The organism is Streptomyces sp. WAC04114, from assembly GCF_019733245.1.
Classification (GTDB): domain Bacteria; phylum Actinomycetota; class Actinomycetes; order Streptomycetales; family Streptomycetaceae; genus Streptomyces; species Streptomyces massasporeus_A.
In genome coordinates this window covers 1-19364 of sequence record NZ_JAIGQA010000076.1, presented here as the reverse complement: position 1 = coordinate 19364, position 19364 = coordinate 1, and the positions used below count along the sequence as shown (strand labels likewise).

At 71.0% G+C, this 19364-nt stretch carries 19 protein-coding genes; 11 read left to right on the top strand and 8 right to left on the bottom strand.

Going from position 1 to position 19364, the window contains the following annotated elements; translation table 11 throughout:
• Positions 1-47: 47 nt before the first annotated feature.
• From K4G64_RS20505 to K4G64_RS20490, 4 genes are all read right to left on the bottom strand, one after another.
• Positions 48-386: a DUF3817 domain-containing protein gene (locus K4G64_RS20505; RefSeq protein ID WP_221757475.1), complete on the bottom strand. Its 339-nt coding sequence runs from the start codon at positions 384-386 to the stop codon at positions 48-50.
• A gap of 43 nt (positions 387-429) precedes the next feature.
• On the bottom strand, positions 430-939 hold the full coding sequence (locus K4G64_RS20500) for a MarR family winged helix-turn-helix transcriptional regulator (protein WP_221757474.1): 510 nt from the start codon (positions 937-939) through the stop codon (positions 430-432).
• A gap of 97 nt (positions 940-1036) precedes the next feature.
• Positions 1037-1330 carry an MTH1187 family thiamine-binding protein gene (locus K4G64_RS20495; RefSeq protein ID WP_030854324.1) on the bottom strand — a complete coding sequence of 98 codons (294 nt, stop codon included), beginning with the start codon at positions 1328-1330 and terminating at the stop codon, positions 1037-1039.
• A complete protein-coding gene (locus K4G64_RS20490) occupies positions 1327-1671 on the bottom strand; it encodes a DUF3817 domain-containing protein (RefSeq protein ID WP_221757473.1) in 345 nt (114 codons plus the stop codon). Before K4G64_RS20490 ends, K4G64_RS20495 begins: the two co-directional genes overlap by 4 nt.
• 168 nt (positions 1672-1839) lie before the next feature.
• On the opposite strand from K4G64_RS20490, the gene K4G64_RS20485 reads away from it, so the two are divergent.
• The 4 genes from K4G64_RS20485 to K4G64_RS20470 all read left to right on the top strand — a co-directional run bounded on the left by K4G64_RS20485 (position 1840) and on the right by K4G64_RS20470 (position 4514).
• Positions 1840-2472 carry an AIM24 family protein gene (locus K4G64_RS20485; RefSeq protein WP_031105041.1) on the top strand — a complete coding sequence of 211 codons (633 nt, stop codon included), beginning with the start codon at positions 1840-1842 and terminating at the stop codon, positions 2470-2472.
• Position 2473: 1 nt separating this feature from the next.
• Positions 2474-3124 (top strand): AIM24 family protein, encoded by a 651-nt coding sequence (locus tag K4G64_RS20480; RefSeq protein ID WP_221757472.1) that lies wholly within the window; start codon positions 2474-2476, stop codon positions 3122-3124.
• Positions 3121-3921: an AIM24 family protein gene (locus K4G64_RS20475; protein WP_221757471.1), complete on the top strand. Its 801-nt coding sequence runs from the start codon at positions 3121-3123 to the stop codon at positions 3919-3921. The genes K4G64_RS20480 and K4G64_RS20475 overlap by 4 nt, the downstream gene beginning before the upstream one ends.
• A 116-nt stretch (positions 3922-4037) precedes the next feature.
• On the top strand, positions 4038-4514 hold the full coding sequence (locus K4G64_RS20470; RefSeq protein WP_221757470.1) for a MarR family winged helix-turn-helix transcriptional regulator: 477 nt from the start codon (positions 4038-4040) through the stop codon (positions 4512-4514).
• A gap of 12 nt (positions 4515-4526) precedes the next feature.
• On the opposite strand, the gene K4G64_RS20465 is transcribed toward K4G64_RS20470, so the two are convergent.
• Both K4G64_RS20465 and K4G64_RS20460 read right to left on the bottom strand, forming a co-directional pair.
• Complete coding sequence (locus tag K4G64_RS20465) at positions 4527-5951, bottom strand: cell wall metabolism sensor histidine kinase WalK (protein ID WP_221757469.1); 1425 nt, start codon at positions 5949-5951, stop codon at positions 4527-4529.
• Complete coding sequence (locus tag K4G64_RS20460) at positions 5948-6616, bottom strand: response regulator transcription factor (RefSeq protein WP_221757468.1); 669 nt, start codon at positions 6614-6616, stop codon at positions 5948-5950. The genes K4G64_RS20465 and K4G64_RS20460 overlap by 4 nt, the downstream gene beginning before the upstream one ends.
• A gap of 116 nt (positions 6617-6732) precedes the next feature.
• Here K4G64_RS20460 and K4G64_RS20455 point away from each other — a divergent pair, with 116 nt between their 5' ends.
• A complete protein-coding gene (locus tag K4G64_RS20455) occupies positions 6733-7335 on the top strand; it encodes a PepSY domain-containing protein (protein WP_221757467.1) in 603 nt (200 codons plus the stop codon).
• A gap of 704 nt (positions 7336-8039) precedes the next feature.
• Here K4G64_RS20455 and meaB read toward each other — a convergent pair.
• Positions 8040-8996 carry a methylmalonyl Co-A mutase-associated GTPase MeaB gene (gene meaB / locus K4G64_RS20450; RefSeq protein ID WP_221757466.1) on the bottom strand — a complete coding sequence of 319 codons (957 nt, stop codon included), beginning with the start codon at positions 8994-8996 and terminating at the stop codon, positions 8040-8042.
• Positions 8997-9048: 52 nt separating this feature from the next.
• Positions 9049-10266 carry an acetyl-CoA C-acetyltransferase gene (locus K4G64_RS20445; RefSeq protein ID WP_221757465.1) on the bottom strand — a complete coding sequence of 406 codons (1218 nt, stop codon included), beginning with the start codon at positions 10264-10266 and terminating at the stop codon, positions 9049-9051.
• A gap of 149 nt (positions 10267-10415) precedes the next feature.
• Between K4G64_RS20445 and mce the strand changes: the two genes are divergently transcribed.
• The 6 genes from mce to K4G64_RS20415 all read left to right on the top strand — a co-directional run.
• Positions 10416-10856 carry a methylmalonyl-CoA epimerase gene (mce, locus tag K4G64_RS20440; RefSeq protein WP_031107947.1) on the top strand — a complete coding sequence of 147 codons (441 nt, stop codon included), beginning with the start codon at positions 10416-10418 and terminating at the stop codon, positions 10854-10856.
• Between the two features lie 233 nt (positions 10857-11089).
• Complete coding sequence (gene scy / locus K4G64_RS20435; RefSeq protein ID WP_221757464.1) at positions 11090-15037, top strand: polarized growth protein Scy; 3948 nt, start codon at positions 11090-11092, stop codon at positions 15035-15037.
• Positions 15038-15220: 183 nt separating this feature from the next.
• Positions 15221-16156 carry a cellulose-binding protein gene (locus K4G64_RS20430; protein ID WP_221757463.1) on the top strand — a complete coding sequence of 312 codons (936 nt, stop codon included), beginning with the start codon at positions 15221-15223 and terminating at the stop codon, positions 16154-16156.
• An 86-nt stretch (positions 16157-16242) separates the two neighbouring features.
• Positions 16243-17211 carry an ABC transporter ATP-binding protein gene (locus K4G64_RS20425; protein WP_221757462.1) on the top strand — a complete coding sequence of 323 codons (969 nt, stop codon included), beginning with the start codon at positions 16243-16245 and terminating at the stop codon, positions 17209-17211.
• Positions 17212-17213: 2 nt separating this feature from the next.
• Positions 17214-17984, top strand: a complete 771-nt coding sequence (locus K4G64_RS20420; RefSeq protein WP_221757461.1) for an ABC transporter permease — start codon at positions 17214-17216, stop codon at positions 17982-17984.
• Between the two features lie 118 nt (positions 17985-18102).
• Positions 18103-19364 (top strand): ABC transporter ATP-binding protein (locus K4G64_RS20415; protein WP_221757460.1); only part of this gene is annotated, 1262 nt, incomplete at its 3' end.

Below are 19364 nucleotides of genomic sequence, written 5' to 3'. Positions count from 1 at the left end.
GTGAGAACGACCGCCGCACGCACGCGCGCGGCGGCCCCGTAGCGCGCCTAGGCCTTGACGGGGGCGGGCGCGTCCTCGGCGAGCCTGCCCTCCAGCTCGCGGCTGATCCTGCGCTCCACGAAGAACGCGGCCGTGGGGATCGTGCCGGCCAGCAGCACCCACAGCTGCTTCTTGACCGGCCACTTCGCCTTGGAGCCGAGGTCGAAGGCGAAAATCAGGTACACGACGTACAACCAGCCGTGCGCGATGCTGACCACCTGCGTGAAGTCAGCCGCGCCGCCCAGATCGAGGACGTACTTGCCGATCATGCCGAGGGTCAGCGCGACGAGCAGCACACCGGTGACGTAGGCCATGACCCGGTAGCGGGTCAGCACGCTCTTCTTCATGCCGTCGAGCGTAACGACCCGTTCCGGGGGATCTTGCCCCGGGTCACTCCTCCTCGAAGTCACCCGCCGAGATACGCAGCGGCCGCAGCATCGCGAAGATCTCCGCGCACTCCTCGGCGTCGTACGTCCCGAGCCCGAAGTCCATCGCCATCAGGTCGCGGGTGGCCGACTCGACGACCTCGCGGCCCTTGTCGGTGATGCTGGCGAGGGTGCCACGGCCGTCGTTCGGGTTGGGCCGCTTGGCGACCAGACCCGACTTCACCAGCCGGTCCACGGTGTTCGTCACGGACGTGGGGTGCACCATGAGCCGCTCACCGATCTTGGACATCGGCAGCTCGCCGGACTTGGAGAAGGTGAGCAGCACCAGCGCCTCGTAGCGCGCGAACGTCAGCCCGTACGGTCTGACCACCGCATCGACCTCGCCCAGCAGGATCTGCTGAGCACGCATGATCGAGGTGATCGCGGCCATGGACGGCACGTTTCCCCAGCGCTGCTTCCAGCGTTCGTCGGCGCGCGCGATCGGATCGAAGGAGAGACTGAGCGGCTTCGGCACGAACCCGACCTTACCGGCCGGTCACATGGCGGTCAGCCCTGTCTCGCCCTTCGGTCGGGCCACCGCGGGGTCGCCGCGCCGGGGCCGCTCCCGCCGTCTACTCGGCGAGGTGCCGCTCCACCGTCTCCACCTTGGACGTGAGGCCGTCCGTCACGCCGGGGCGGATGTCCGCCTTGAGGACGAGGGAGACGCGGGGCGCCCGCCGCTCGACCGCGGCGACCGCGCGCCGGACGACGTCCATGACCTCGTCCCACTCTCCTTCGACGGACGTGAACATCGCGTCGGTGCGGTTCGGCAGCCCCGACTCGCGCACCACCCGCACGGCGTCGGCGACGTACTCCCCCACGTCCTCACCGACGCCGAGCGGCGTCACGGAAAAGGCGACGATCACGCGCCCACCACGCCTTCCTTGCGGGCACGGGAGGCGATGACCGCGTCCTCGGTCTCACGCCGCAGCATGCGCTCGGCGAAGAAGCCGCCGGCCGGCAGCACCGAGAGGGCGAAGTACAGCGCGGCGGTCTTCAGCGACCACTTCGCCCGGTTCCACGCGTCGGCCCAGAAGATCACGTACAGGACGAAGAGCCCACCGTGCACCGCACCCATCACCGGCACGGCGTTGAAGTCCGTGGTGCGCTTCAGCACCGAGCAGACCAGCAGGAGGAGGAAGGAGATCGCCTCGGGGGCCGAGACCAGGCGGAGGCGGCGGAGGGCGGTGGCGGTCTTGAGGTCCACGGGTCACCTTCGGTGGGAGAGAAACAGTTTGTGAACACGCGCACAAGCGTCCCGCCCATTGTGGCAAACCGCCCGGGCCCCCGGCCCCCAGGGGTGCGCTCAGGGACGTTCTCCACCCACGGGCCCTGTCCCGGGGGCCGGACCTGCGGCTACCTTCCAGTCGTGGCGATGTTCCGACTTCAGAGCAGCAAGGTGCTCGCCGTCGACATGACCGGGGATGCCGTGAAGGCGAAGAACGGCTCGATGGTCGCGTACGACGGGGAGATGGCCTTCAAGAAGCTCAGCGGCGGCGGCGAGGGCATCCGGGGCATGGTGACCCGGCGGCTGACCGGTGAGCAGATGACGTTGATGGAGGTGAAGGGGCGCGGGACCTGCTGGTTCGCGGACCGCGCCTCCGAGATCAACCTGGTCAGCATCCAGGGCGACAAGCTGTACGTCGAGTCGAGCAACCTGCTCGCGACCGACGGCGGTCTGCGCACGGGCACCGAGTTCACGGGCCTGCGCGGCGCCTCGCAGGGCAACGGGTTGTTCACGACGACCGTCGAGGGCCATGGCCAGGCGGCGATCATGTCGGACGGTCCGGCGGTCGTGCTGCGGGTGAGCGCGCAGTACCCGCTGACCGTCGACCCGGGGGCGTACGTGGCGCACCAGGGGAATCTGCGGCAGTCCTTCCAGTCCGGTGTGACGTTCCGCACGCTGCTCGGGGAGGGCGGCGGCGAGGCCTTCCAGATGCGGTTCGAGGGGGACGGGCTGGTGTACGTGCAGCCGAGCGAGCGGAACACGATCGCGGGAGACGTGTGAGATGGCCTTCCGGGAGATCAACGGGAAGATGGTCGAGGCGACGGTCGTGCCGGGGCAGCGGCTGTTCAGTCAGCGCGGCGCGATGCTCGCGTACAAGGGCGAGGTGTCGTTCACGCCCAACATGGCGGGCGGCCAGGGCGGGATCACGTCGATGATCGGCCGCCGGGTGGCGAACGAGGACACCCCCCTGATGTCCGTCGAGGGCAGCGGCACGGTCCTGTTCGGGCACGGCGGTCACCACGTCCAGGTGATCCGGCTCTCCGGCGACACGCTGTACGTGGAAGCGGACCGCCTCCTGGCCTTCGAGGGCACGCTCCAGCAGGGCACCGTGTTCCTGGGCTCGCAGGGCGGCGTCATGGGCATGGTGCGGGGCCAGGTCAGCGGCCAGGGGCTGTTCACCACGACACTGAAGGGGCACGGGGCCGTCGCGGTCATGGCGCACGGCGGTGTCATCGAGATCCCGATCAGCCCGCAGCGGCCGGTCCATGTGGACCCGCAGGCCTACGTCGCCCACCACGGCGACGTCCGCAACAAGCTGTCCACGGCGCTCGGCTGGCGGGACATGGTGGGCCGCGGCTCGGGCGAGGCCTTCCAACTGGAGCTCAGCGGCAGCGGTGCGGTGTACGTCCAGGCGTCGGAGGAGAAGCTGTGAGCACCTACGGAACTCCGGGCGCCGGCCCCGTGGTCCTCGACCCGGCGACGCTGCCGGCGGACGACAACGTCAACGCGTACACCTTCTGCGTCGAGCTCAAGGGGAGCCAGTGGTTCCTGCAGAAGGGGAAGATGATCGCCTACTACGGCTCGATCGACTTCAACGGCGTCGGACACGGCCGGCTGGACCGTCTCGTCCGCACGTCGTTCCATTCGCCACTGCACGCGAGCGACTGGGTCGTGGCGGAGGGCTCGGGCAAGATGCTCCTCGCCGACCGGGCCTTCGACGTCAATTCGTACGACCTCGAGGACGGCAACCTGACCATTCGCAGCGGCAACCTGCTTGCTTTTCAGCCAACTCTGTCACTGAAGCAATCAATCGTGCCGGGATTCCTGACCCTCATCGGAACCGGAAAGTTCGTGGCCGCGTCGAACGGACCGGTGGTGTTCATGGAACCCCCGATCAGGGTCGACCCCCAGGCCCTGGTCGGCTGGGCCGACTGCCCCTCTCCGTGTCACCACTACGACCATGGGTACATGACCGGCGTCATGGGCGGTCTACGTGCACTGACGGGCCTGGGCGGGGCCTCCGGCGAGGAGCACCAGTTCGAGTTCGTGGGCGCCGGCACGGTGCTCCTCCAGTCGTCCGAGACGCTGATGGCCGAGCAGGCCACGGGGACCGTTCCGCATCAGGCCGGCGTGCCCGGCGGCGGAGCGCACGGCCCCCAGACGGGGCAGTCCGGCGCACCGCGCCTTCCCGGACAGCTGGGGGACCTCCAGCGTCGCTTCGGGCTGTGAGCGGTAGTCTGCGGAGTGTGACATCGAACGTCTGCGCACAGCTGTTCGCCAGGCGTGAGCGGTCACACGCCACCCCTCACTAGTTCGCCTTTCAACATTTTAGGTAGACTTCATTCATGGAGACCGAGACGGCCACCCGCTGGCTGACCGATGCGGAGCAGTGCGCTTGGCGCACCCACCTGGAGGTCAACAGGCTGTTGACGTACCAGCTCGAGAAGGATCTGCAGCCGTTCGGCCTGACAATGAACGACTACGAGATCCTGGTGAATCTCTCCGAGTCCGAGGGCCAGAGGATGCGGATGAGCGACCTCGCTTCCGCCACCCTCCAGTCCAAGAGCCGCCTCTCGCACCAGGTCACGCGCATGGAGAACGCGAACCTGGTCCGGCGGGAGAACTGCGAGTCGGACCGCCGGGGGCTCTACGCGGTCCTGACCGACCACGGCATGACGACGATGCAGAAGGTCGCGCCCCACCATGTGGCGTCCGTGCGCAGGCACTTCATCGACCTGCTGTCCCCCGAGGCCCTGACCGAGCTCGACAAGGCCCTCAAGCCCATCGCGGAACACCTGCGCGGCCAGCGCGGGCGCCCGTAACCGCGGCCCTCGCTACCGCGGTCCCCGCTGGACGAGCGGCAGGCGGAGTTCGAACAGGGCTCCGCCTGCGGGTCCCCGGCCGGCCGTGAGCGTACCGCCGTGCCGGACGGCCACGTCGCGGGCGATGGCGAGCCCCAGCCCGGCTCCGCCGTCGTCACGGCTGCGGGCCGCGTCCAGCCGGACGAACCGTTCGAAGATCCGCGCCCGGTCGTCCTCGGGCACCCCGTCACCGTCGTCGGCCACCCCGACCACGGCCCGGTCGCCCTCGCGCCGCACGCTCACGGTGACGTCCGACCGGGCATGCCGCTGAGCGTTGTCGAGCAGATTGGCGAGCACCCTCCCCAACTGCCCCCGCGATCCGGTCACCTCCACCGGCTCCGCGTCCACGGTCACACCCGTCCGCCCCCCGGCCGCCTCCCGGGCCAGCCCGGCGAGATCGACCTCCGCGTCGCCGGGCCGCTCCCCCGCGTCCAGCCGGGCGAGCAGCAGCAGGTCGGCCGCCAGCCGCTGCAGCCGGACGGTGTCCTCCACGGCCCCGTCCAGATCCAGCAGCTCGGGATGCGCGGCGGCCACCTCCAACTGCGTCCGCAGCGAGGCGATGGGACTGCGCAGCTCGTGGGAGGCGTCGGCGACGAACCTCCGCTGCCGCTCCACGGACGTCTCCAGCGCCGCGAGCGTCTCGTTGGTGGTGCTGGCGAGCCGGGCGATCTCGTCGTGGGTGTCCGGCTCCGGAACGCGCCGGGCGAGGTCTTCGGACTGGGTGATCGCGGCCATCTCGCGCCGGATCCCCTCCACGGGCCGCAGGGCCCGCCGGGTGACCAGCCAGGTCACGGCGGCGACGACACCGAGCAGCAGCGGGAACCCGATCAGCATCACCGTCAGCGCGGTCCGCACGGCCCCGTGCTCGGCGGCCAGCGGGGAACCGGCGTAGACCTTGAGGTGCCCCCGGTCGTGGGTCTCCACCTCGACGGCGGCGAACCGGTAGTCCTCCGCGTCCCCGTCGATGGTCGCCGACCCGTTGCTGAAGACGCTCTCCCCGGAGATCTCACCGGCTTCGAGGGGCTCGCCCGCGTCGTCGGCGTCGTCATCGTCGTCCCCGGTGGGCTTCACCGCCGGCCGCGGCTTCACCTGCTCGCTGTCGGTCCCGCTGATCTTCTCCAGATCCTCACTGGCCGCGACCAGCCGCCCGTGCTCGTCCAGGACCTGCACAGGCCCGTCGTCGCCGTCCAGCCCCGAGAGCTTGCCGTACGGCGTCCCGGCGGCGAGCTCGGAGGCGACCGCCCGCGCGGAGCGCTCCGCCTGTGTACCGGCCTCGCCGATCAGGTTGGACCGCAGCGACAGCAGCACGGCGGCACCGGCGGCGACGAGCGCCACCGCGACCACCAGGGTCGCCCCCAGCGTGGCCCGCGCCCGGACGGACCCGAACACCCGCCTCACGGCGACGTCTCCAGCCGGTAGCCCGCCCCGCGCACGGTCCGGATCAGCCCCGCCCGCAGCTTCCGCCGCAGCGTGCTGACGTACACCTCGACGATGTTCGGATCACCCTCGTAGGCGAAGTCCCAGACGTGCTCCAGGATCTCGGACTTGGACACCACCTCGCCGGCCCGCAGCACGAGCTGCTCCAGCACGGAGAACTCCTTGGCGGTGAGGGTGATCTCGTCCTCACCCAGGAACACCCGCCGGGCCGCGGTGTCCACCTTCAGATCCCCGTGCACATGCACGGGCGAGGCCCCCGCGCCCTGCCCGCGCCGCCGCAGCAGCGCCTTGACCCGGGCGACGAGCACGACGTAGGAGAACGGCTTGGTCAGATAGTCGTCCGCACCGGTGTCGAGCCCCTCGGCCTCGTCGTACTCGCCGTCCTTGGCGGTCAGCATCAGGATCGGCACGTCGTGCCCGGCGGCGCGCAGGGCGGCGCAGACCCGGTAGCCGTTGAGGCCGGGCAGCATGATGTCGAGGATGACCAGGTCGTACGTGCCCTCCGAGGCCTGGTGCAGCCCTTCCCGGCCGTCGTGGACGACGTCCACGGCGTAGCCCTCGGCCGTCAGGCCCCTGGCGAGCGACAGGGCCAGCCGCTTCTCGTCCTCCACGATCAACAGGCGCATGCGTAAAGAGTGGCAAAGGGAACCTGAAGATCCCTTCAGGGGGCTTCAGGTTCCTCTCAGCCTCCGTCGGCCAGAGTCGAAGACGTCGAAAACCAAACGACTCGGGAGGAATCCGCATGAAGCGCAACATCGTGATCGCCGCTGTGACCGCCGCCGCCCTGATCGGAGGCGGGACGGCCACGGCCCTCGCGACCACGGGAGACGACGAGGGCTCGGCGCGGCAGGCGGCCACCACCCAGCTGTCGAACGACGACGACCGGGACGACGACGCCGAGAAGGCCGAGAAGACGGTGTCGGCGGACGTGACGGCGTCCGAGGCGATCGCCTCCGCGCTGAAGCACACGTCGGGCACGGTGGTCTCCGCCGAGCTGGACGACGAGGGCGACGGCGACAAGGTCGTCTGGAACGTCGACGTCCTGTCGGGCGACAACACCTGGCACAGCGTCAGCGTCGACCCCGCGAACGGCAAGGTCCTCGGCTCCCACACCGACGACGAGGACGACACGGCGCAGGTGCGGGCGGCGTTGAAGGGCTCGTCGGTGACGGCCGAGGAGGCGGCGAAGGCTGCCGCCGCCAAGGGCGTGGTGACGTCCGTGGACCTCGACGACGACGGCAAGAACACGTCCTGGGAGGCCGAGACCCGCAAGTCCGGCGGCGCCGAGCAGGACTGGAAGATCGACCTCACCTCGGGCAGGGTCACGGCGGACGACCAGGACTGACCAGCAGCTGCCCCTCTTCACGGCCCCGGCGTCCACACGGACACCGGGGCCGGGTGATTCCGCAACCCTGCGTCGGTGCTGGGGCCAGGTGGGTCCGCAACCCGGCGTAGCGGGGTGCCGCTGCGCCCACCCTCCCCCAAGCTCTCGGCTTCGCTCGAGCAGGGGGACCCCCATCGCCCCCAGCGGCACGCATGCCCGCAGCGGGGGCGGCTTGCGGCCAGGCGGAGCGGGCGCCCGCACCCGGGGGCAGCCACCGCGCGCCCGTGCGCCCGCGGCGCGGGCCGGGATGAGCCCACGCCCAGAGCGCGTCCGGCGCAAGCCACGACGCTCCCGCGCCCGCGTACGGCGAGAAGGGGTCGTGTCGGGGGGTGTCCGCCCGCAGCGGTTGGCGCGTCAACGGGGAGTCAGTCGGTATGGCGCCCCATCGCGCCGTTCCGAGGACGGACACCCCCCGGCGCGGCCCCGTCCCACACCCCACGCGAAGGCGAAACGAACGCGAACCCCACCGCACGGTCAGGCGAAGACGCGACCTCGCCCCACGGCCAGGCGAAGACGCGACCCCACCTCACCCTCAGGCGAAGACGCACCCCCACCTCACCCTCAGGCGAAGACGCACCCCCACCTCACCCTCAGGCGAAGACGCAACCCCACCGCACCGTCAGGCAGAGCCAACGCACCCCCGCCGACGCGAAGCCGGAGTGGCCTCAGCCCTCCGTCAACCCGGCCACCAGCTCGTCAGCCGCCCGGTAGGGATCCAGTTCGCCCGCGATGATCCGCTCCGCCAGCGCCCCGAGGCGCCGGTCGCCGTGCAGGTCCCCGATCCGCTCCCGCAGCGCCGTCACCGCGATCGTCTCGACCTCCCGAGACGCCCGCGCCAACCGCCGCTCCGCGAGCACACCCCGCTCCTCCATCCACGCCCGGTGCTTCTCCAGCGCCTCGACGACCTCGTCCACACCCTCCCCCCGCGCGGCGACCGTCTTCACGATCGGCGGACGCCAGTCACCCGGCCCCCGGGACTCCCCCAGCCCCAGCATGTGGTTCAGCTCGCGAGCCGTCGCGTCCGCCCCGTCCCGGTCCGCCTTGTTCACGACGTACACGTCACCGATCTCCAGGATCCCGGCCTTGGCCGCCTGGATCCCGTCCCCCATCCCCGGCGCGAGCAGCACCACGGACGTATCCGCCTGCGAGGCGATCTCCACCTCCGACTGCCCCACACCCACCGTCTCGACCAGGATCACGTCGCACCCGGCGGCGTCCAGCACCCGGATCGCCTGCGGAGCCGACCACGCCAGCCCGCCCAGATGCCCGCGCGTCGCCATCGATCTGATGTACACCCCCGGGTCGGACGCGTGCTCCGACATCCGCACCCGGTCCCCGAGCAGCGCACCGCCCGAGAACGGGGACGACGGGTCGACGGCGAGCACGCCGACCCGCTTGTCCTGCTTGCGGTACGCGGAGACCAGCGCCGAGGTCGACGTGGACTTGCCGACCCCGGGCGACCCGGTCAGTCCCACCACGTACGCCCCGCCCGTCAGCGGCGCCAGCGCCGCCATGACCTCCCGCAGCTGCGGGGACGCCCCCTCCACCAGGGAGATCAGCCGGGCCACGGCCCGCGGCCGGCCTTCCCTGGCCTGGGCCACCAGGGTGGAGACGTCCTGCATCACAGCTCCGTTCAGATCAGGGACGTACCGAGAAGGGACGTACCGAAAGGACTCAGGCCTTGGGCACGCGCACGATCAGCGCGTCACCCTGCCCACCACCGCCGCACAGCGCCGCCGCACCCACGCCACCGCCACGCCGCTTCAGCTCCAGCGCGAGATGCAGCACCAGACGCGCACCGGACATCCCGATCGGGTGACCCAGGGCAATCGCACCACCGTTGACATTCACCTTTTCGGTGGACACGCCGAGGTCCTTCATGGACTGCACGGCGACGGCCGCGAACGCCTCGTTGATCTCGATGAGGTCGAGGTCCGAGACCTCCAGGCCCTCCTTCTTCAGCGCGTGCAGGATCGCGTTGGACGGCTGCGACTGCAGCGAGTTGTCCGGCCCGGCCACGTTCCCGTGCGAGCCGATCTCGGCGATCCACTCCAGGCCCAGCTCCTGCGCCTTGGCCTTGCTCATCACGACGACGGCGGCGGCACCGTCGGAGATCTGCGAGGCGGAACCGGCCGTGATCGTGCCGTCCTTGGCGAAGGCCGGACGCAGCTTCCCGAGCGACTCCGCGGTGGTGTCACCGCGGATCCCCTCGTCCTTGCTGAACAGCACCGGGTCGCCCTTGCGCTGCGGGATCTCGACGGGCGTGATCTCGGCCTCGAACAGGCCGTTCTTCTGGGCCGCGGCGGCCCGCTGGTGCGACAGCGCGGCGATCTCGTCCTGCTCGGGCCGCGCGATGCCCAGGCGGGTGTTGTGCTTCTCCGTGGACTCGCCCATGGCGACGCCTTCGAAGGAGTCGGTCAGACCGTCGTACGCCATGGCGTCGATCATCTCGACGGCGCCGTACTTGAAGCCCTCACGGGACTTCGGCAGCAGGTGCGGCGCGTTGGTCATGGACTCCTGGCCACCGGCGACGATCACGTCGAACTCACCCGCACGGATGAGCTGGTCGGCGAGCGCGATGGCGTCGAGGCCCGACAGACACACCTTGTTGATGGTCAGCGCCGGCACGTTCATCGGGATGCCGGCCTTGACCGCGGCCTGGCGGGCCGGGATCTGCCCCGCTCCGGCCTGGAGCACCTGACCCATGATCACGTACTGCACCTGGTCGCCGCCGATCCCCGCACGGTCGAGGGCGGCCTTGATCGCGAAGCCGCCGAGGTCGGCTCCGGAGAAGGACTTCAGCGATCCGAGCAACCGCCCCATGGGCGTACGCGCGCCCGCGACGATCACCGAGCTGTTCGCTCCGGAAGTTCCGGACGTTCCAGAAGTCATGAGCTGCGATCCCCTTACCGGCCTGCACAGCCGAGGAGTGAACGAGGGTTTACTTCGAATGTACTGAGTGGCACTCCGTGCCGTCACCGGGCCGTCGGTGTGATCGCGCGCACGTTGCGTAACCACCTCGGGGGCGCTGCACTGAATCCATGCTGACGCGAATCGACCACATCGGAATCGCCTGTTTCGACCTCGACAAGACCGTCGAGTTCTACCGTGCCACCTACGGCTTCGAGGTGTTCCACTCCGAGGTCAACGAGGAGCAGGGCGTGCGCGAGGCCATGCTCAAGATCAACGAGACGTCCGACGGCGGCGCCTCCTACCTGCAGCTCCTGGAGCCGACCCGGGAGGACTCCACCGTCGCGAAGTGGCTGGCGAAGAACGGCGAGGGCGTCCACCACATCGCTTTCGGTACGGCAGATGTCGATGGTGACGCCGAGGAGATCAAGGGCAAGGGCGTACGCGTGCTGTACGAAGAGCCGCGAGTCGGTTCCATGGGGTCACGGATCACCTTCCTGCACCCCAAGGACTGTCACGGCGTACTGACAGAACTGGTCACTTCGGCGCCTGTTGAGTCACCTGAGCACTGACCCTCGTACATAGGGGCCGGTAGGGTTGGGGGCGGTCGCCGCTCAGTCCAGGGTGACCGCGGTCCCGCCGTGCGACGGCAGGACCACCGGGGTCCGGGTTTCGGGGGACGAGCGTCGGGGCAGCAGCCTCTGCTCCGCCGATGATCTGACACCATTCCCCGGGGGCCCCGTTCGGCGGATGGACGGAGCTCGTTCGGTAAGAGTTTCGACCAGGGGACGGATGGGACCGCGCAGTGCGGGGCTACGAGAGCCAGGAGCGAGAGCCGGCGGCTGACGTCGACCACCTCTCTCGGTTCGAAGCCGAGATGAAGCGGCTGAAGACCGAGCGGGAAAAGGCGATCCAGCACGCCGAGGACCTCGGCTACCAGGTCGAGGTGCTGCGCGCCAAGCTGCACGAGGCGCGGCGGACCATCATGACCCGGCCCTCCTTCGACGGGGGCGACATCGGCTGGCAGGCCGAGCAGTTGCTGCGCAATGCGCAGATGCAGGCCGACCAGATCCGCGCGGACGCCGACCGGGAGCTGAGCGAGGCCCGGGCGCAGACCCAGCGGATCCTCCAGGAGCACGCCGAGCAGGCGGCCCGGCTCCAGGCCGAGCTGCACCAGGAGGCGGTGACCCGCCGCCAGCAGCTGGACCAGGAGCTGTCCGAGCGCCGCCAGACGGTCGAGTCGCACGTCAACGAGAACGTGGCGTGGGCCGAGCAGCTGCGGGCCCGCACCGAGCAGCAGGCGCGCCGGCTGCTGGAGGAGTCCCGGGCCGAGGCCGAGCAGGCCCTGACCACCGCCCGTGCGGAGGCGGAGCGGCTGACGACCGAGGCCCGGCAGCGGCTGACGGGCGCGGCCGAGGAGGCCCGGGCTGAGGCCGAGCAGATCCTGCGCCGGGCCCGCACGGACGCCGAGCGCCTGCTCAACGCCGCCTCCACGCAGGCCCAGGAGGCCACCGACCACGCCGAGCAGCTGCGCACGTCCACGGTCACGGAGTCGGAGTCCGCCCGCCGCGAGGCCCAGGAGCTGAGCAAGGCCGCCGAGCAGCGGATGGCCGAGGCCGAGGAGGCGTTGCGCAAGGCGCAGGCCGAGTCGGAGAAGCTGGTCGCGGAGGCCAAGGAGGCCGCCGCCAAGGCCCTGGCGAGCGCCGAGTCCGCGAACGAGACGCGGACGCGTACCGCCAAGGAGCAGGTCGCCCGGCTGGTCGAGGAGGCCACGAAGGAGGCCGAGAGCACCAAGTCCGAGGCCGAGCAGATCGTCGCGGACGCCAAGGCCGAGGCCGAGAAGATCGTCGCGGAGGCCTCCGAGAAGGCCCGCACGCTCACCGCCGAGGAGACCGCGACCCAGCTGTCCAAGGCGGCCAGGACCGCCGAGGAGGTCCTCGACAAGGCGTCGGAGGACGCCAAGAAGACCACCAGGGCCGCGGCCGAGGAGGCCGAGCGGATCCGCTCGGAGGCCGAGGCCGAGGCGGACCGGCTGCGGGCCGAGGCGCACGACATCGCCGAGCAGCTCAAGGGCGCGGCGAAGGACGACACCAAGGAGTACCGCGCCAAGACGGTCGAGCTGCAGGAGGAGGCCCGCCGGCTGCGCGGCGAGGCCGAGCAGCTGCGGGCGGACGCGGTCGACGAGGGCGAGAAGATCCGCGCCGAGGCCCGCAAGGAGGCCGTGGCGCAGATCGAGGAGGCGGCGAAGTCCGCCGAGGAGCTGCTCGCCAAGGCCAAGGCGGACGCGGACGAGCTGCGCACGACGGCCCAGGCGGACAGCGAGAAGGTCCGCACCGAGGCCATCGAGCGGGCGACGACCCTGCGCCGGCAGGCCGAGGAGACCCTGCAGCGCACCCGGCAGGAGGCCGAGCGGCACCGCGAGGAGGTCGTCGAGCAGGCCGAGGCACTCAAGGAGGACGCCGAGCGCGCGGCGCGGGAGCTGCACGAGGAGACCGAGCGGGCCATAGAGGCCCGTCGGGCGGAGGCCGCCGAGGAGCTGACGCGGCTCCAGCGGGAGGCCGAGGAGCGGCTGACGGCCGCCGAGCAGGCGCTGTCGGATGCCCGTGAGGAGGCCGCCCGGCTCCGCCGCGAGGCCGCCGAGGAGAACGAGCGGCTGCGCGCCGAGGCCGCGGAGCGGATCCGTACGCTCCAGCAGCAGGCCGAGGCGGAGGCCGAGCGGCTGCGCGACGAGGCCGCGTCGGACGCGTCGGCGTCGCGTGCCGAGGGCGAGGCCGTCGCCGTACGGCTGCGCTCGGAGGCGGCGAACGAGGCCGAGCGGCTGAAGTCGGAGGCGCAGGAGAGCGCCGACCGGATGCGCGCCGAGGCGCAGGCCGCCGCCGAGCGGCTCGCCGCGGAGGCCTCCGAGACGCTGGCCGCCGCCCAGGAGGAGGCCAACCGGCGCCGCCGCGAGGCCGAGGAACTCCTCGGCAGCGCCCGGCAGGAGGCCGACCAGGAGCGCGAGCGGGCCCGCGAGCAGAGCGAGGAGCTGCTGGCCTCGGCGCGCAGGCGCGTGGAGGACGCGCAGACCGAGGCCGTCCGGCTGGTCGAGGAGGCCGACCGTCGTGCCACGGAGATGGTGTCGGCGGCCGAGCAGCACGCCCAGCAGGTCCGGGACTCCGTCGCGGGGCTGCACGAGCAGGCGCAGGAGGAGATCACCGGCCTGCGCAGCGCCGCCGAGCACGCGGCGGACCGGACGCGCCGGGAGGCCCAGGAGGAGGCGGACCGGGTCCGCTCCGACGCCTATGCCGAGCGGGAGCGGGCGGGCGAGGACGCGAGCCGGCTGCGGCGCGAGGCGCACGAGGAGACCGAGGCCGCCAAGGCGCTCGCCGAGCGGACGATGTCCGAGGCGATCTCGGAGGCCGAGCGGATCCGCGCGGACGTCGCCGAGCACGCCCAGCGGGCGCGCACGGAGGCGTCGGACGCGATCGCCGAGGCCGAGCAGGCCGCCTCGCGCACCCGGGCGGACGCCCGGGAGGACGCCAACCGCATCCGGTCGGACGCGGCGACGCAGGCGGACACCCTCATCACCGAGGCGCGCAACGAGGCGGAGCGGCTCACGACGGAGACGGTCCAGGAGACCGACCGGCTGCGCATGGACACGGTCGCCGAGGCCGAGCGGGTCCGTACGGAGGCGATCTCCGAGGCCGAGCGGCTCCGCTCCGAGGCGGCCGCGGAGGCCGAGCGGGTGCGCGCGGAGTCGGTCGCCAAGGCCGAGCAGCTGGTCGGGGACGCGACCGGCGAGGCCGAGCGGCTGCGGGCCGAGGCCGCCGAGACGGTCGGTTCGGCGCAGCAGCACGCGGAGCGGGTCCGCAGCGAGGCCGCGCGTGTGAAGTCCGACGCGGCGGCGGAGGCGGAGCGGCTCGTCACCAGTGCGCGCGAGGAGGCCGACCGCACGCTGGACGAGGCCCGCAAGGACGCCAACAAGCGGCGCTCCGAGGCGGCCGAGCAGGTCGACAAGCTCATCACGGAGACCACGGCCGAGGCGGACAAGCTGCTGACCGAGGCGCAGCAGCAGGCGCACAAGACCACCGCGGAGGCCGAGTCTCAGGCCGACACGATGGTCGGCGCGGCCCGCACCGAGGCCGAGCGGCTGGTGTCCGAGGCGACCGTCGAGGGCAACTTGGCGGTGGAGAAGGCCCGTACGGACGCGGACGAGCTGCTGGTCGGCGCGCGCCGGGACGCCACGCAGATAAGGGAGCGTGCCGAGGAGCTGCGCGACCGCATCACCTCCGAGATCGAGGAGCTGCACGAGCGGGCGCGCCGTGAGTCGGCCGAGGCGATGAAGTCGGCGGGCGACCGCTGCGACGCGCTCGTCAAGGCGGCCGAGGAGCAGCTGGCGAAGGCGCAGGCGAAGGCCAAGGAGATCGTCTCGGAGGCCAACTCCGAGGCGGGCAAGGTCCGTATCGCGGCGGTGAAGAAGGCGGAGGGGCTGCTCAAGGAGGCCGAACAGAAGAAGTCCTCCCTGGTCCGGGAGGCCGAGGAGCTCAAGGCCGAGGCGATCCGCGAGGCCAAGCGGACGGTCGAGGAGGGCAAGCGCGAGCTGGAGGTGCTGGTCCGTCGCCGCGAGGACATCAACGCCGAGATCTCCCGTGTCCAGGACGTGCTGGAGGCGTTGGAGTCCTTCGAGGCGCCGTCCGCGGGCAAGGACAACGGGGTCAAGGCGGGCGCGACGGTCGGAGCACCCCGTTCGGGTGGCAAGTCCTCGGATAGCTAGCGAAACGGGGCGAATCCGGTGTGTGCTGGGGCCTTTGGCCAAGTCTTTGGCAAGCGGTCCCGGGGATAGCCACTCAAAAGGGGTGTCATTTTCCAGATCAAACGCGCATCCGCTCGATGACACACCGTTTCGGCCCCTAGGATTCCACCTATCACCTCACCGGTCTCATTCGACAGGAACCCCATGAGCGACACTTCCCCCTACGGCTTCGAGCTTGTGCGGCGTGGGTACGACCGCGCTCAGGTGGACGAACGTATCTCCAAGCTCGTCTCCGACCGTGACAGCGCTCTCGCCCGCATCACCGCTCTGGAAAAGCGCATCGAAGAGCTCCACCTCGAGACGCAGAACGCCCAGGCCCAGGTCACCGACGCCGAGCCGTCGTACGCGGGTCTCGGTGCGCGCGTGGAGAAGATCCTCCGCCTCGCCGAGGAAGAGGCGAAGGACCTGCGCGAGGAGGCCCGGCGCGCGGCCGAGCAGCACCGCGAGCTCGCCGAGTCGGCGGCGCAGCAGGTGCGCAACGACGCCGAGTCCTACTCGGCGGAGCGCAAGGCGAAGGCCGAGGACGAGGGCCTGCGGATCGTCGAGAAGGCCAAGAGTGACGCCGCCCAGCTGCGTTCCGAGGCGCAGAAGGACGCGCAGTCCAAGCGCGAGGAGGCGGACGCCCTCTTCGAGGAGACCCGTGCGAAGGCCGCACAGGCCGCCGCCGACTTCGAGACGAACCTCGCCAAGCGCCGCGAGCAGTCCGAGCGCGACCTGGCCTCCCGTCAGGCCAAGGCCGAGAAGCGTCTGGCCGAGATCGAGCACCGCGCCGAGCAGCTGCGCCTGGAGGCCGAGAAGCTGCGCACGGACGCCGAGCGCCGCGCCCGCCAGACGGTGGAGACGGCCCAGCGCCAGGCCGAGGACATCGTGGCCGACGCCAACGCCAAGGCCGACCGCATCCGTTCGGAATCCGAGCGCGAGCTGGCCGCCCTCACCAACCGCCGCGACAGCATCAACGCCCAGCTGACGAACGTCCGCGAGATGCTCGCGACGCTCACGGGCGCCGCGGTGGCCGCCGCCGGTACGCCGGCCGAGGACGAGCCGATCTCCCGTGGGGTCCCGGCGCAGCAGTCCCGGTAACACGCGGGCATACGGAGTCTGAACCTCCGCAAAGCCCTCTGCCGCTCGGGTGGCAGAGGGCTTTGTCACGTTCTAGCGTGGCGGGCATGATTGAGCTCGAGGGGCTGACGAAGCGGTACGGCGAGAAGGTGGCGGTCAACAACCTGTCCTTCACCGTCAGACCGGGCATCGTCACCGGCTTCCTCGGGCCCAACGGCGCCGGCAAGTCCACGACCATGCGGATGATTCTGGGGCTCGACCACCCGACCGCCGGCGACGTCCGTATCGACGGCAAGCACTACCAGCAGCTCAAGGACCCGCTGACGTACATCGGCGCCCTGCTGGAGGCCAAGGCCTGGCACGGCGGGCGCACCGCCTACAACCATCTGCTGTGCCTCGCGCAGAGCAACGGCATCCCGACCAACCGGGTGCGCGAGGTGCTGGACACCGTCGGGCTGACGGGGGTCGCGAAGAAGAAGACCAAGGGCTTCTCGATGGGCATGGGGCAGCGGCTCGGCATCGCGGCCGCGCTCCTCGGCGATCCGCGGATCCTGATGTTCGACGAGCCGGTCAACGGCCTCGACCCCGAGGGCATCCACTGGATCCGCACCTTGATGAAGTCGCTCGCCTCGCAGGGCCGGACCGTGTTCGTCTCCTCCCATCTGATGAGCGAGATGGCCCTGACGGCCGAGCACCTCGTCGTCATCGGGCAGGGCCGGCTGCTCGCGGACACCTCCATGGCGGACTTCATCGACCGCAACTCACGCAGTTACGTCCGGGTTCGCAGTCCGCAGCGGGAACGGCTGCTCGATGTGCTGCACCAGGCCGGGATCGTGGCCGTGGAGAGTGGCGACGGGGTGCTGGAGGTGGACGGCGGCAAGGCCGAGCACATCGGTGAGCTGGCGGCCCAGCACCGGATCACGCTGCACGAGCTGAGCCCGCAACAGGCCTCGCTGGAGGAGGCGTTCATGCAGCTGACGGCGGAGTCGGTGGAGTACCACGCGCACAGCGGAACGAGTCCGGCGAGCCCCGAGCCCGCGCGGCAGCAGTGGGGCGACGGCTGGAAGAGGGGCTGAGCATGGCGGTGACACAGGTCGTACGGTCGGAGTGGACCAAGATCCGGTCGGTGGCGTCCACGGTATGGACACTCTCGCTGGTGGTCGTCGTGACGGTCGCTCTCGGCATGCTGATCTCGGCGCTGTCGAAGAACGAGTTCGACTCGATGAGCGCACAGGACCGGGCGGAGTTCGATCCGACGTTCATCAGCTTCGCGGGGATGAGTCTCGGTCAGCTCGCGATGATCGTCTTCGGTGTGCTGGTCGTGTCGAACGAGTACAGCACCGGCATGATCCGCTCCTCGCTGGCCGCGGTGCCGCAGCGCGGCTCCTTCCTGTTCAGCAAGATCGCGGTCGCCAGTGGGCTGGCCCTGCTGGTCGGGCTGGCCACCAGCTTCGCCGCCTTCTTCCTTGGGCAGGCGATGCTGGGCTCGCACCGGGCGGAGATCGGCGACCCGGGGGTGCTGCGGGCCGTGCTCGGCGGGGGCCTCTACATGGCGCTGATCGCGATGTTCTCCATGGGCGTCGCCGCGATGCTGCGCTCACCGATGCTGTCGCTGGGCATCCTGATGCCGTTCTTCTTCCTGATCTCCAACATCCTGGGCAACGTCGACGCGACGAAGAAGGTCGGCCGGTTTCTTCCCGACCAGGCGGGCAGCAAGATCATGCAGGTGGTCACGCCGATCGACGACGACACCCCGTACGGACCGTGGGGCGGCCTCGGGATCATGGGGCTGTGGGTGCTGGCGGCGCTGATCGGCGGCTATGTGCTGCTGAAGAAGCGCGACGCCTAGCAGCGGGAGCGGCCGACCTTTACCTCCCCTTGGGCGGAACCGTCAGCGCCTCGATATCCTCCTAACCCTTACGGGGGCGTGTGCCCCGCTGTCCTGAACCTTGCGATGGGTGCGGAGCATGATCGAAGCAGTCGGCCTGACGAAGCGCTACGGCGACAAGACCGCTGTGTACAACCTTTCCTTCCAGGTGCGGCCCGGAGCCGTCACCGGCTTCCTCGGGCCGAACGGCTCGGGCAAGTCGACGACGATGCGGATGATCCTCGGCCTGGACAATCCGACGTCCGGGCAGGTGACGATCGGCGGCTATCCGTACCGCAGGCTGCCCAACGCCGCTCGCCAGGTCGGCGCCCTGCTGGACGCCAAGGCGGTGCACGGCGGCCGCTCCGCCCGCAACCACCTGCTGTCCCTCGCCCAGCTGTCGGGCATCCCGGCCCGGCGGGTGGACGAGGTGCTCGGGGTCGTCGGTCTGCAGGACGTGGCCAAGAAGCGGTCCAAGGGCTTCTCCCTCGGCATGGGGCAGCGGCTCGGCATCGCCGCGGCGCTGCTCGGCGACCCGCAGGTGCTGCTGTTCGACGAGCCGGTCAACGGCCTCGACCCCGAGGGCATCCTCTGGGTCCGCAACCTGATGAAGGCCCTTGCGGCGGAGGGCCGTACGGTCTTCGTCTCCTCCCACCTGATGAGCGAGATGGCGCTGACCGCCGACCACCTCATCGTCATCGGGCGCGGTCAGCTGCTCTCCGACATGAGTGTCACCGACTTCATCTCGGCGAACTCCGCGGACTTCGCGCGCGTGCGCACGCCCGACACCGAGCCGCAGCAGCGCGAGAAGCTGTCGGCCGCGCTCACCGAGTCGGGCGGGCACGTGCTGCCCGAGCAGGACGGCGGACTGCGCGTGACGGGGCTGCCCCTGCCGCGCATCAGCGACATCGCGCACGACCACGGCGTCCGGCTCTGGGAGCTGTCGCCGCACCAGGCCTCCCTGGAGGAGGCGTACATGCGGATGACGCAGGGCGCGGTCGACTACCGCTCGACGATCGACCAGAAGGAAGGCCTCCAGCAGCCGCTGCCGCCCGGCGCGCAGCCACCGATGCCGGTGCCCGGACAGGGCCAGCCGGGCTGGTACGCCCCGCCGCCGCCCCAGCAGGGCGGCCACCCGTTCCCGGCGCCGCAGGGCGCACCCGGCGGCGCACCGGGCCAGGCTCCGGCGGGCCCGTACGGCGCCCCGGGGGCTCACGGCGCGCCGGGCGCTCCCGGTGCGACTCCGAGCGCCCCAGGCGCCCCCGGCGCGGGAACGCCCAACCCGTACGCCCAGCCCGCGCCCCAGGCGCCCCAGGGCACCGCCCAGCCCGCGCCGCAGCCCTCCGCCGTCTCCTATACACA